Source organism: Streptomyces sp. NRRL S-31 (genome assembly GCF_000718775.1).
GTDB lineage: Bacteria > Actinomycetota > Actinomycetes > Streptomycetales > Streptomycetaceae > Streptomyces.
The window spans coordinates 44,234-57,283 of the sequence record NZ_JOCB01000057.1 but is presented as its reverse complement, the minus strand read 5'-3'; the positions used below and the strand labels follow the sequence as shown (position 1 = coordinate 57,283).

The 13,050-nt window shown below is 73.7% G+C and carries 10 protein-coding genes; 2 read left to right on the top strand and 8 right to left on the bottom strand.

The window, feature by feature from the left end; all coding sequences use genetic code 11:
• Window positions 1–131 precede the first annotated feature (131 nt).
• The 8 genes from IF37_RS0122275 to rsmI form a co-directional block, all read right to left on the bottom strand.
• Window positions 132–1,946, bottom strand: coding sequence for a PQQ-binding-like beta-propeller repeat protein (locus tag IF37_RS0122275; RefSeq protein WP_030745223.1), 1,815 nt, complete (start codon window positions 1,944–1,946; stop codon window positions 132–134).
• A gap of 408 nt (window positions 1,947–2,354) precedes the next feature.
• Complete coding sequence (locus IF37_RS0122270; RefSeq protein ID WP_030745221.1) at window positions 2,355–4,163, bottom strand: ABC-F family ATP-binding cassette domain-containing protein; 1,809 nt, start codon at window positions 4,161–4,163, stop codon at window positions 2,355–2,357.
• Between the two features lie 102 nt (window positions 4,164–4,265).
• Window positions 4,266–5,183 carry a 4-(cytidine 5'-diphospho)-2-C-methyl-D-erythritol kinase gene (locus IF37_RS0122265; RefSeq protein ID WP_030745219.1) on the bottom strand — a complete coding sequence of 306 codons (918 nt, stop codon included), beginning with the start codon at window positions 5,181–5,183 and terminating at the stop codon, window positions 4,266–4,268.
• Window positions 5,180–6,085, bottom strand: coding sequence for a 16S rRNA (adenine(1518)-N(6)/adenine(1519)-N(6))-dimethyltransferase RsmA (gene rsmA / locus IF37_RS0122260; RefSeq protein ID WP_030745217.1), 906 nt, complete (start codon window positions 6,083–6,085; stop codon window positions 5,180–5,182). The genes IF37_RS0122265 and rsmA overlap by 4 nt, the downstream gene beginning before the upstream one ends.
• Window positions 6,086–6,209: 124 nt before the next feature.
• Window positions 6,210–7,664, bottom strand: a complete 1,455-nt coding sequence (locus tag IF37_RS0122255) for a resuscitation-promoting factor (RefSeq protein WP_030745215.1) — start codon at window positions 7,662–7,664, stop codon at window positions 6,210–6,212.
• 155 nt (window positions 7,665–7,819) lie between these two features.
• Window positions 7,820–8,719 (bottom strand): TatD family hydrolase, encoded by a 900-nt coding sequence (locus IF37_RS0122250; RefSeq protein ID WP_030745213.1) that lies wholly within the window; start codon window positions 8,717–8,719, stop codon window positions 7,820–7,822.
• Between the two features lie 47 nt (window positions 8,720–8,766).
• Entirely contained in the window at window positions 8,767–9,198 is a 432-nt protein-coding gene (locus tag IF37_RS0122245) for a hypothetical protein (protein WP_030745211.1), read from the bottom strand.
• Between the two features lie 313 nt (window positions 9,199–9,511).
• A complete protein-coding gene (rsmI, locus tag IF37_RS0122240; protein WP_030745209.1) occupies window positions 9,512–10,360 on the bottom strand; it encodes a 16S rRNA (cytidine(1402)-2'-O)-methyltransferase in 849 nt (282 codons plus the stop codon).
• A 125-nt stretch (window positions 10,361–10,485) separates the two neighbouring features.
• Between rsmI and IF37_RS0122235 the strand changes: the two genes are divergently transcribed.
• Window positions 10,486–12,243, top strand: a complete 1,758-nt coding sequence (locus IF37_RS0122235; protein WP_030745207.1) for a dolichyl-phosphate-mannose--protein mannosyltransferase — start codon at window positions 10,486–10,488, stop codon at window positions 12,241–12,243.
• Window positions 12,244–12,387: 144 nt separating this feature from the next.
• A complete protein-coding gene (locus IF37_RS39595) occupies window positions 12,388–12,954 on the top strand; it encodes a DUF4142 domain-containing protein (protein WP_052845300.1) in 567 nt (188 codons plus the stop codon).
• Window positions 12,955–13,050 lie beyond the last annotated feature (96 nt).

The window sequence follows — 13,050 nt, the reverse complement described above, 5'->3', positions numbered from 1 at the left end:
GGCGGGGGCGGCTGGGTCATGGCGACGGGTACCTCGGTGACGCTGTCAAGGCCGGACGGCGAAGGAGACTACGGCGAAGGGGACTCGGGGGACGGGCGGGCGGCGGGACGGCCGCGGGACGGTACGCCGGCTCAGTCGCCGAAGGCCATGATCAGCTTCTCCTTCGAGTCGTCGTCGCCGGACAGCCGGCCCGAGGAGATGTAGAACCGCCCGCCGGTGAAGTCGACGACACCGTCGTAGAAGGTGTTCTCGACACCGGCGGCACCCCGCGGGTTGCGGAGCAGCCCGGTCGTCCGGTGGGAGGAGCCGGCGACCGGCACCGAGACCACCTGACCGCCCGTGTCGTACGACGGCTGCACATAGGCGATGAGCTTGCCGCCCTCGACCTTCACCGGTGCCATCGGCCGGTCGCCCGGGGACTTGACCCGCCACTTCTCCTTGCCGTCGGACAGGCTGATCGCGACGACCTCGTTGGCGCTGACGGTCGCGTCGGTGGGCAGGTAGAGCGTGTCGGCGTCGACCGCGACCCCCTGGCAGCCCTGGAGTTCGCGCTCGAGGACCGCCCAGCCGCAGCGGGGGGCGAACTTCTCGTCCACCTTCACCTCCGAGCGGAACTTGCCGCTGTCGGTGAAGGTGGAGATGTTCCACGTCTTCTTGTCCCGGTTGGTCAGGTAGACCACGAGCGGGTCGACCGAGTAGGCGCGGCTCACCTCCCAGCCTTTCTTGACCCGCTGGGTCCAGCGCACCTTGCCGCCGGCCGGGTCGAGCATCTGGATCTCCTCGTGCTCGTCCGAGGTGCCGACGCCGCAGGAGGCCACCTGGACCAGCCGGTCGGTGCCGCCCGCGTAGGCAGCCGGGAAGCAGGCCTGGCCGTACCGCTTCTTGTCGTACAGCTTCCGGCCGCTGTCGATGTCGTACGCCGTGCCCGACTGGGAACGGCCCACCATCAGCGTCTTGCCGCTCACCGTCAGCTCGATGGTGAGCGCGCTGTCGAACAGTCCGCCGTCGGGGACCTCGCCGCTCCAGCCCTTCTCGCCGGTGCGCAGGTCGAACTGCTGGAGCCGGTTGCACTTGGCGCGGTCGCTGCCGCCGCTCATGTACGCCACGACGATTTTGTCGTCGGCCGACTTCGCGGGGGTGACCGCGCATATCTTCTGCGGGAGCGTGACCGGCCCCCAGGCCGTGCCGCCGTCCGCCGCGCCGAAGGCGAAGACCTGCTTGTACGCCGCCTTGACCACCGTGTCACCGGTGATCCACATACCGGGCGCGTCGGCGCCGGACGCCGGCGCGTCGGGGGCCGGCGCGTACCAGAGCACCTTGGCCTCACCGGGCCCGCGCCCCTCGTTGAGGTGGTCCGGGTCCGCGCCGCCGGCGGCCGTCGGGGAGGCGGTGGCGGAGTGCCCGGGAGCGTCGCTCCGCTGGGCGACGGGCTTCTTCGTGCCGCCGCCGCCCTCGTCGTCGCCGCCGGTGAGCGCGAGCACCGTGCCGCCGATGACGACCAGCGCGGCCACCGAGGCCCCGACGATCAGCGCCGTCTTCTTCCGGGAGCCCGGTCCGCCGGGCGCGGAACCGGGCGGGCCCGGGTACGGCTGCTGCTGCGGGTGGCCGTAGCCCGGCTGCGGGGCGCCGTACGGGCCCGGCTGCTGCGGGGGTTGCGGATAGCCGTAGGGGCCCGGGGTACCGCCGTAGGGGCCGGGCTGCTGCGGGTGGCCGTAACCCGGCTGGGGCTGGCCGTAACCCGGCTGGTGCGGGGGTGCCGCGGGCGGCTGGGGCGCGCCGAAACCGCCCTGGCCGGGAGGCGCCTGCGGGGCGCCGAAACCACCCTGGGCACCGGGCGCCTGCGGGGCGCCGAAACCGCCCTGCGCGGGCGGGGCGCCGGGGCCCGGCGGCTGGTCCTGCGGTGGTCCGAACCCGCCGTGCGGCGGCTGGTCGGGCGGCTGGGTCATCAGCGCTCTTCCCCCTCGTTCACTGATTTTTAGCCACGCCCTGAGGCTCGTCACGGAGCCGAGGTCGTATCTCAGACAGTTCTCGGACGGCTCTTTCTATCACCCGGCACCGACAGCCCAGGGGCTCGTGTCCACCGCTGTTCCCAAGGGAGAACCGGCCCGTGATGCCCCTGTTACGCGCCTTCACGCCCCCTTCACGGGGCGCGCGCGACCGCGGCGGGCGCGGCCGGATCACACCGTCCGCGCCCGCCGCGCCCGTTCCGTCTGGCCCGGCCGTCCGTCTGTTCCGTCCGGCCCGGCCGTCCGTCGGTCCGTCGGTCCGACTGGCCCATCCGGCCCGTCCGGTCCGCCCGTTCAGCCCGTTCAGCCCGTTCAGCCCGTTCAGCCCGTTCAGCCCGTCACGCCGGACTACGCGTCCTCCGCCAGCTCCAGCCAGCGCAGCTCCAGTTCCTCGCGCTCCCCGGCGAGATCGCGCAACGCGGCGTCCAGTTCGGCCACCTTCGCGAAGTCGGTGGCGTTGTCGGCGATCTGCGCGTGCAGCCTGGACTCCTTCTCGGAGATCTTGTCCAACTGGCGCTCGATCTTCTGGAGTTCCTTCTTCGCGGCGCGCTGGTCGGCGGCGCTCTTCTCCACCGTGGCCGGCTTGGGTGCCGCGGCGGCGGTCTGTGCCGCGACCGCCTCCTCCATGCGCCGGCGCCGCTCCAGGTACTCGTCGATCCCGCGCGGCAGCATGCGCAGGGCGCCGTCGCCGAGGAGGGCGAACACCCGGTCCGTCGTCCGCTCCACGAAGAACCGGTCGTGGGAGATGACGATCATCGAGCCGGGCCAGCCGTCGAGCACGTCCTCCAGCTGGGTCAGGGTCTCGATGTCGAGGTCGTTGGTGGGCTCGTCCAGGAAGAGGACGTTGGGCTCGTCCATGAGGAGCCGCAGCAACTGGAGCCGGCGCCGCTCGCCGCCGGAGAGGTCGCCGACCGGCGTCCACTGCTTCTCCTTGCCGAAGCCGAACGTCTCGCACAGCTGCCCGGCCGTCATCTCGCGCCCCTTGCCGAGGTCGACGCGCTCGCGGACCCGCTGCACGGCCTCCAGCACCCGCCAGGTGGGGTCGAGTTCGGCGACCTCCTGGGAGAGGTAGGCCAGCTTGACGGTCCGTCCGACGGCGATCCGGCCGCCGGCCGGCTGCTCCTCGCCCTGGGTGCGGGCCGCCGCCGCCATGGCGCGCAGCAGGGATGTCTTGCCGGCGCCGTTGACGCCCACGAGGCCGATCCGGTCACCGGGTCCGAGCTGCCAGGTGACGTGCTTGAGCAGCACCTTGGGTCCGGCCTGCACGGTGACGTCCTCCAGGTCGAAGACCGTCCTGCCGAGCCGCGAGGAGGCGAACTTCATCAGCTCGCTGCTGTCCCGGGGCGGCGGCACGTCCGCGATCAGCTCGTTGGCGGCCTCGACCCGGAAGCGCGGCTTGGACGTGCGCGCGGGCGCGCCGCGCCGCAGCCAGGCCAGCTCCTTGCGGATCAGGTTCTGCCGCTTGGCCTCCTCCGTGGCGGCGATCCGCTCGCGCTCCGCGCGCGCGAAGACGTAGTCCGAGTAGCCGCCCTCGTACTCGTACACGTCACCGCGCTGCACGTCCCACATGCGGGTGCAGACCTGGTCCAGGAACCAGCGGTCGTGCGTCACGCACACCAGCGCCGAACGCCGGTCGCGCAGGTGGGCGGCGAGCCAGGCGATGCCCTCGACGTCGAGGTGGTTGGTGGGCTCGTCGAGGACGAGCAGGTCCTGCTCCTCGATGAGCAGCTTGGCGAGCGCGATGCGGCGCCGCTCGCCGCCGGAGAGCGGGCCGATCACGGTGTCGAGCCCCTTCGGGAAGCCCGGCAGGTCCAGCCCGCCGAACAGCCCGGTCAGCACGTCACGGACCTTGGCATTGCCGGCCCACTCGTGGTCGGCCATGTCGCCGATCACCTCGTGCCGGACGGTGGCGGCGGGGTCGAGGGAGTCGTGCTGGGTGAGCACGCCGATCCGGAGTCCGCCGGAGTGCGTGACGCGCCCGGTGTCGGCCTCCTCCAGCTTGGCGAGCATCCGGATGAGGGTGGTCTTGCCGTCGCCGTTGCGTCCGACGACCCCGATCCGGTCCCCTTCCGACACACCGAGCGAGACGCCGTCCAGCAGGGCACGGGTGCCGTACACCTTGCTGACGTTCTCGACATTGACCAGGTTGACGGCCATTTCACTCCTGTGCGCGGGGCTGAGTCGGCGTGCGGCTCCGCCGCATGGGTCAGCCTTCTAGCGTAGGGCCTCGGGAGTGCCCGGCGGGGCGCGAGGGGGTGGTCACCCTCCGGAGGGCCGGTCCCCGCGGAGCACCGTCGCGCCCGGCACGGGTCCCGCCGCGGTCCGCACCGTCCGGCACGTTCCCGACGTCCGCAGCGCCGCCGCCACCTTCCGGGCCGACTCGGCGTCGCGGGTGAGGAACGCCGTCGTGGGTCCGGAGCCGGAGACCAGCGTGGCGAGCGCACCCGCCGCGCGTCCCGCCTCCAGCGTCCGCGCCAGCTCCGGGAAGAGGGACAGCGCCGCGGGCTGGAGGTCGTTGGAGACGGCTCGGGCCAGCGCCTCCGCGTCCCCCTTCGCCAGCGCCTCCAGCAGTTCCGCCGAGGCCACCGGCTCCGGGATGTCCCGGCCCCGCGCGAGCCGGTCGAACTCGCGGAAGACCGCCGGTGTGGACAGCCCCCGCCCGGCCATCGCGAAGACCCAGTGGAAGGTGCCGCCGGTCTCCAGGGCGGTCAGCCGCTCACCGCGCCCCACGCCCAGCGCGGCCCCGCCCACCAGGCTGAACGGCACGTCACTGCCCAGCTCGGCGCAGATCTCGAGCAGCTCGGCCCGCGAGGCGCCGGTGCCCCACAGCGCGTCGCACGCGAGCAGCGCGCCCGCGCCGTCCGCGCTGCCGCCCGCCATGCCGCCGGCGACCGGGATGTCCTTGGCGATGTGGACGTGGACGTCCGGCTCGATGCCCCGGCGTCCGGCGAGCGCGATCGCCGCGCGCGCGGCGAGGTTGGTGCGGTCCAGGGGGACCTGGTCGGCGTCGGGGCCCTCGCAGGTGATCCGGAGCCCGTCGGCGGGGGTCACCGTCACCTCGTCGTACAGGCCGACGGCGAGGAAGACGTTGGCGAGGTCGTGGAACCCGTCGGGGCGGGCGGCGCCGACCGCGAGCTGGACGTTGACCTTGGCCGGAACCCGTACCGTGACGCTCACTCGCCGCTCTCCTCGTGCCCCGCGCCCTCGTGCCCGGCGACCGCGCCCTTGTGCTCGGCGATCCGCGCGAACTCCTCGACCGTCAGCGACTCCCCGCGCGCCCGCGGCGAGACCCCGGCCGCGACCAGGGCCGCCTCGGCCGCCGCCGCGGACCCGGCCCAGCCGGCGAGGGCGGCCCGCAGGGTCTTGCGGCGCTGCGCGAAGGCCGCGTCGACCACCGCGAAGACCTCCCTCTTGGAGGCCGTCGTCTTGATCGGCTCGGCCCGCCGGACGAGCGAGACGAGCCCGCTGTCGACGTTCGGCGCGGGCCAGAAGACATTGCGGCCGATGGCGCCGGCCCGCTTCACCTCGGCGTACCAGTTGGCCTTCACGGAGGGCACGCCGTACACCTTGTTGCCGGGCCCGGCGGCGAGCCGGTCGGCGACCTCCGCCTGCACCATCACCAGCGTCCGCTCGATGCTCGGGAACGTGTCGAGCATGTGCAGCAGCACGGGGACGGCGACGTTGTACGGCAGGTTCGCCACCAGGGCGGTCGGCGCGGGGCCGGGCAGTTCCCCGACGTGCATCGCGTCGGAGTGGACCAGTGCGAACCGGTCGGCCCGCTCCGGCATGCGCGCGGCGACCGTCGCGGGCAGCGCGCCGGCCAGGACGTCGTCGATCTCCACGGCGGTGACCCGGTCGGCCGCCTCCAGCAGCGCGAGGGTGAGCGAGCCGAGGCCCGGTCCGACCTCGACGACCACGTCGTCGGGGCGCACGTCGGCGGTGCGCACGATCCGGCGGACCGTGTTGGCGTCGATCACGAAGTTCTGGCCGCGCTGCTTGGTCGGACGGACACCGAGCGCTGCCGCCAGCTCGCGGATGTCGGCGGGGCCGAGGAGGGCGTCGGGGGTGGGGCTGCTCACGGGACAAGGGTACGGGGGTGTGGGTGCCCGGGTTGCCAGGTGCCCGGCGCGGGGGCCGGGCGATGGCCGGGCGGAGGCCGGACGGGGTGTCCCGCCGCGCCGCCGCGGGCCCGGACCCGCTCGCTCACCCCCGCAGCCGCGCCCCGCAGTGCGGCCAGGGGCTGGTGCCCCGGCGGATGTACAGCTTCTTCGCGCGGTACGTCTGCTCCGCCGCCGGCGCGTCCTCGGGGCGCCCCTTGCCGCCGAGGCTGTGCCAGGTGCGGGCGTCGAACTGGTACAGCCCGCCGTACGTCCCGGAGGCGTCGACCGCGTCGGCCCGGCCGCCGGACTCGCAGGCCGCGAGGGCCTGCCAGTCCAGGTGGTCGGCGCCGTGCACGGAGGGGGGCAGCGGCTTGGCGCCCACCTTCACCACCTGGGTGCGCGGCTCGCGCACCACCTCGGCCCGCTCCGGGCGCGGCTTCTGTCCGACCCCGTTGACGGTGCGCAGGTAGTAGGTGGTGCGCAGCAGTCCGGTCCGGCCGGGCCGGCTGACGACCTCGGTGCCCTTGAAGAGCGAGGGGTCCACGGCCCGCTCGACCCGGAACGGGATCGGTTCCTCGCGGACCTCGTGCCTGCCGCTCACCCGCAGCACGGTCACCGTCTGCCCGTCGCGCGGGAAGCTGTCCGGCGCGACGGAGAGGGAGTCCTGGCCGTGCAGGGCGATCCCGGCCTGCTCGACCGCCTCGCGGACGGTGGCCGCGTTGGTGCGGACGGTGCGGGTCCGGCCGTCCGCCAGCACCGTGACGGCGCGTTCGGTGCGCACGTCGAGCGTGAGCCCGGCGCGTCCGATGGACTGGGAGCGCGCGGCGGAGAGGTGGGCGCCCTCGGCGCGCACGCCCATCTCGTCCAGGGCGCCCTCCACCGTGCGGGCCGTCGTCCACACCTGGTGCCGTCGGCCGTCCAGGGTGAGCCGGACGGGCCGCCCGTAGCGCACGGAGATCGCGTCGCCGCTGGTGAGGGCCGCGCCGGTGGCGGGCGCGACCCTGTCGTGCGCCCCCACCCGTACGCCCTCCTCGGCGAGCAGTTCGCGCACGTCGTCGGCGAAGGTGTGCAGGGTGCGCTGCCGGCCGTCGACGTTCAGCTCGACCGCCTTGTCCTCGGCGACGAAGGCGGTGGTGCCGCCGGCCAGGAAGGCCACGACGAGCGCCTGGGGCAGCAGACGGCGCATGGCGGAGTCGGGGCGCCCGGTGTTCCGCGTCCCGTGCCGGCGCGGGGGCCGTCCGCTCGTCGCGCCGGGCACGTCCCCGTGCCGGCGCGGCGGCACCGCCTGGTCGACCAGCGTGGGCGCCGGGCCCCGCGCCACCACGGGCGCCGTCCCGGGCGCCGTCGTCGCGGGCGCCGTCGTCGCGGGCGCCGTCGTCGCGGGTGCCGTCCCGCGTGTCGTCGCGGGCGCCGCCACGGGTGTCACCGTCGGGTACGCCGTCACTCCGTACGCCACCGTCTCCGCGTCGTGCGGACCGGGCCAGGCGCCGCCGGGTGTGCCGGACGGCGCGGCGTAGGGGCCGTACGCCTCGTACGTCTTGTACTGCCAGTCGCTCACGCCGACACGCTCCAGGGGGCCAGAGGGGTCCGGTTCGGGCCCCAGAACCTAGCGGAGCGATGGAAACTCTCCAAAGCGGCGCGACTACGCTGAGTGCCTAATGGGGTGCGCGGAAGACCCGGCGGGGGTGATTCAGCCGGGCCGGGTCGCGACTCTCAGTAGTCGAAGGCGCGGGCGGTGTTCGCGCCCAGGGCCGTCGCCAGCGCGTCCTCGTCGATGCCGCGCACGGCGGCCATCGCGCGGACCGTGACCGGAACGAGATACGGGGCGTTCGGCCGTCCGCGGTACGGCGCCGGGGTCAGGAACGGCGCGTCGGTCTCCACCAGGACCAGTTCCAGCGGGGCGACGGCGAGGGCGTCGCGCAGGTGCTGGGCGTTCTTGAAGGTGACGTTGCCGGCGAAGGACATGAAGTAGCCCTCGCGCGCGCAGACCTCGGCCATCTCGGCGTCGCCGGAGTAGCAGTGGAAGACGGTGCGCTCGGGGGCACCTTCCTCCTTCAAGATGCGCAGCACGTCGGCGTGGGCGTCGCGGTCGTGGATGACCAGCGCCTTGCCGTGCCGCTTGGCGATCTCTATGTGGGCCCGGAAGGACCGCTCCTGGGCGTCCTTGCCCTCGGGACCGGTGCGGAAGTGGTCGAGGCCGGTCTCGCCGACGCCCTTGACGTGCGGCAGGGCGGCGAGCCGGTCGATCTCGGCGAGGGCCTCGTCCAGGGCGGCGTCCCCGCCGGGCACCCGGGCGCCCTGCCGGGACCATCCGTCGGGGTCGCCGTGGACGATGCGCGGGGCCTCGTTGGGGTGGAGGGCGACGGCGGCGTGGACGTGTTCGTGGGCGGCGGCGGTCTCGGCGGCCCACTGCGAGCCCTTGACGTCGCAGCCGACCTGGACGACGGTCGTGACGCCCACCGAGGCCGCCTTCGCCAGGCCCTCCTCGACCGTGCCCGACTGCATGTCGAGGTGGGTGTGGGAGTCGGCGACGGGCACCCGCAGGGGTGCCGGGAGCGGCGGTGCCGCGTTCTTGTCGTCGCCCTTGGAGCTCTGGCCGGCGTTCGAAGGCATGCCCCGATCCTACGGAAGGGGCACGCCGTCGCGGACCGGCGAGCGGGTCAGCCGGCCTTGCGCTGGAACGCGTGCAGGAGGTCGGACAGGTGCCAGTGGTGCGGCTCGCGGTCCGGCAGGGACGGCCGCGGCCGGTCGGCGGACACGGGCACCCGGGGCACCTCGACCGGTCCCGCCTGCGGCACCGGGTGGTGCGAGCCGTCGGCCGGTCCGCGCGCCGAGGAGACCTGGCCCGCGCGCATGATCCGCAGGACGTGACCCTCGCAGTTCTGGCAGTTCGGCCGGCTCAGCGGCGACGGCACGACCCGGCCGTCGGCCACGTAGAGCACGAACTCCTCCCCCTCGGCGTCCGTGTGGTGCTCTATCTCGTACGACTGTTCCCAGCCGTGCCCGCAGCGCATGCAGGCGAACGAATACGACTCGTGAACGACGGCTGTGGCGGTGCCGCGGAGGCCGGTCTGCCCTGCTATGTCACTCATGCCAGCTCCCTGTTGGACAGGTGCGTCCCTGTTGGGCGGGGTGCATCCCCGTTGGGCGGGTGCGTCCCTTCGACCAGTGGACGCCTCCCCTGGCCTGAATGCATCAGGTCTGTCGAGTGTTGGAGCCGATTTGGTCAGCGCTTGCCCGAAGGTCGCGCGTGGGGCGTCTGGGCTTTGCCATCGGCGCCGACGCTTTGCCCTCCCATGGGAAGCGGAGGGCGCCCGGCCCGCCCGGAGCCACCGCCGACCCGGAGCCACCGCCCGCCCGGAGCCACCGTCCGCCCGCTGTCACGGCACACCCGGGCGGGCCCCGTCACCCGTCGGCGCGCTTGGCCGCCACCACGGCGTCGAAGACGACCCGCTTGGGCAGTCCGGCCTCCACCGCCACCGCCGCGATGGCCTCCTTGCGGCGCTCGCCGGCCTCCTCCCGGACCCGGACCCGGCGGACCAGCTCGGCGTCGTCCAGCTCCTCGGGTCCGGCCTCGGGCGCGCCCTCGACCACCACGGTGATCTCGCCGCGCACGCCCTCTTCGGCCCACCGCGCCAGCTCCGCCAGCGGACCGCGCCGCACCTCCTCGTAGGTCTTGGTCAGCTCGCGGCAGACGGCGGCCCGCCGCTCCGCGCCGAAGACCTCGGTCATGGCGGCGAGGGTGTCGTCGAGCCGGTGCGGTGCCTCGAAGTAGACGAGGGTGCGCCGCTCGTCCGCGACCTCGCGCAGCCGGGACAGCCGCTCGCCGGCCTTGCGCGGCAGGAAGCCCTCGAAGCAGAACCGGTCGACGGGCAGCCCGGACAGGGCGAGCGCGGTGAGCACGGCGGACGGGCCGGGGACGGCGGTGACCCGGATGTCCTGCTCCACGGCGGCGGCGACCAGCCGGTAGCCGGGGTCGGAGACGGACGGCATGCCCGCGTCGGTCACCAGCAGCACGCGCGCGCCGCCGGCCAGCTCCGCGACCAGCTCGGGGGTGCGGGCGGACTCGTTGCCCTCGAAGTACGACACCACGCGGCCCTTGGGCGTGACGCCGAGGGCCTGGGTCAGCCGGCGCAGCCGCCGGGTGTCCTCGGCGGCGATCACGTCGGCGCCGGCCAGCTCCTCGGCCAGCCGGGGCGGCGCGTCCGCGATCTCGCCGATGGGGGTACCTGCCAGGACAAGGGTTCCAGTCACCCCTCCATCCTCCCAGGAGCCGCGGACCCGCCTCCGGGCACCCGTGGCGGAGCGAATCCGACCGTGTCCCGACCGGTACCCCGCATGCGCGGGACTCGCACAGCGCGGTTCCCTACGATGGCGCGGTGACCAGTACCGCGTCCTCCATGGACCTCCGGCAGGGCCAGGCACCGCACGAGGGGCGGCCGTCGTGGCGGCAGCGGCTGCGGCGATTCGGGTACGTACCGGCCGCGGACGCGCCCTCGGGCGACGTGCGCGACCGGCTGGTGCCGCCGTACGCGCAGCCCGGCCCGCGGCTGTGGCGGGCGCTCGGCGTGCCGCCGGTCCTCGCCGAGCGGATCACGCGCTGGTCGGGCTGGGGCGGCCCGCTGCTCGTCACGCTGATGGCGGGCCTGATGCGGTTCTGGAACCTGGGCAGCCCGCGCGCGGTGATATTCGACGAGACGTACTACGCGAAGGACGCCTGGGCGCTGGTCCACCGCGGTTTCGAGGTCAGCTGGGACCAGTACGGCAAGAACGCCAACGACCTGGTGCTCCAGCACCACGGGCGGCTGGCGGTCCCGACGGACCCGGCGTACGTGGTGCACCCGCCGGTCGGCAAGTTCGTGATCGGGCTGGGCGAGCTGATGTTCGGGTTCGACCCGTTCGGCTGGCGGTTCATGACGGCGCTGCTCGGCACGCTGAGCGTGCTGCTGCTGTGCCGGATCGGGCGCCGGATGTTCCGCTCCACGTTCCTGGGCTGCCTGGCGGGCGCGCTGATGGCGGTGGACGGGCTGCACTTCGTGATGAGCCGGACGTCGCTGCTCGACGGCGTGCTGATGTTCTTCGTGGTGGCCGCGTTCGGCGCTCTGGTGGTCGACCGGGACCGGGCGCGGGAGCGGCTGGCAGCCGCGCTGCCCGTGGGGGCGGACGGCCGGGTACGGCCGGACGCGTCCGTCGCGGACACCTTCCGCTTCGGCTGGCGGCCGTGGCGCTGGGGGGCCGGGGTGATGCTGGGCCTGGCCGCCGGCACCAAGTGGAACGGCCTGTACGTGCTGGCGGCGTTCTGCGTGCTGACGGTCCTGTGGGACGTCGGCACCCGCAAGGTGGCGGGCGCCCGCCAGCCCTACGTCGCGGCCCTCAAGTACGACACCGGCATCGCCTTCGTGGCGACGGTTCCGGTGGCGCTGGTGGTGTACGTGGCCTCCTGGACCGGCTGGATCCTCTCCCCGGCCGACGGCAACGGCGGCTATTACCGCAACTGGGCGGCGACCGACGGCAAGGGCGACACCTGGTCGTTCCTGCCGGACTGGCTGCGCAGCCTGTGGCACTACGAGCACGAGGTGTACAAGTTCCACGTCCACCTCGACCAGCCGCACACGTACCAGTCCAACCCGTGGAGCTGGATCGTGCTGGGCCGTCCGGTGTCGTACTTCTACGAGTCGCCCTCCCCCGGCGTCGACGGCTGTCCGGCGGACGCGGGGCAGAAGTGCGCCCGGGAGGTGCTGGCGCTCGGCACGCCGCTGCTGTGGTGGGCGGCCTGCTTCGCGATCGGCTACGTGCTGTGGCGCTGGGCGTTCCGCCGCGACTGGCGGGCCGGTGCCATCGCGTGCGGGATCGCGGCCGGCTACCTGCCGTGGTTCCTGTACCAGGAGCGGACGATCTTCCTCTTCTACGCGGTCGTCTTCCTGCCGTTCCTGTGCCTGGCGGTGGCGATGATGATCGGCGCGATCGTCGGCCCGCCGGGTTCCTCCGACACCCGCCGGGTGATCGGCGCCACGGCGGCGGGCGTCCTGGTCCTGCTGATCGCCTGGAACTTCATCTACTTCTGGCCCCTGTACACCGGCACGGCGATCCCGATCGACTCGTGGCGGGCGCGGATGTGGCTGGACACCTGGGTCTGAACCGGCCAGGTCAGGGGAGGTCCGGACGTCCTCGGTTTGCCGGGGAGTCCGTCCGGATGAACCATGGCATGGCCGCTTCTCACCCTTCGAGCACCGTGGATGGGGGTTTCACCGAGGCTTGCACGTGCGACCTGTGGAGGACACATGTACACGACTCGATCCCGCGCCCGTTTCGCCACCGTCTGCGCCACCGCCCTGTGCGTCACGGGAGCCGTGTCGCTCCCGGCCCTCGCGGCGTCGTCGCCCACGCCGTCGACGACCTCCGCGCTGGACCGGCAGTTCCTGGCCGCGGCCCACCAGGGGAACCAGTGGGAGATCACGACCGGCCGGCAGGCCGAGACCGCCGCGACCACCGCCTGCGTGAAGCGGATCGGCGCCGACTTCGTCCGCGACCACAAGACCCTCGACGCCGGTGTCGTGAAGACCGCGGCCCAGCTCGGCGTGACCCTGCCGGCCGGGCAGACGAACGCGCAGCTGAGGCAGACCGCCGCCCTCAATACCCTCGCCGGGACACCCGCGTACGACACCGCCTGGCTCAAGGCGCAGTACCCGGCGCACACACAGACCCTCGCGCTCATCGACAAGGAGATCGCCACGGGCACGAACCCGCTCGTGAAGTCCCTGGCCAAGAGCGCCCGCCCGGTGGTCGCCCAGCACACGCAGATGGTCAACCAGCACATGCAGATGGCCCACGGCATGTGCCACAGCTAGCCCCGGCTCACGGACGTGAGCGGGCGCCCGGTCCGCCCCGCCCCCGGTCGGCCGCGCGACGCGCTGACCGGGTGCGGCGTTCCGGGCCTGATCACG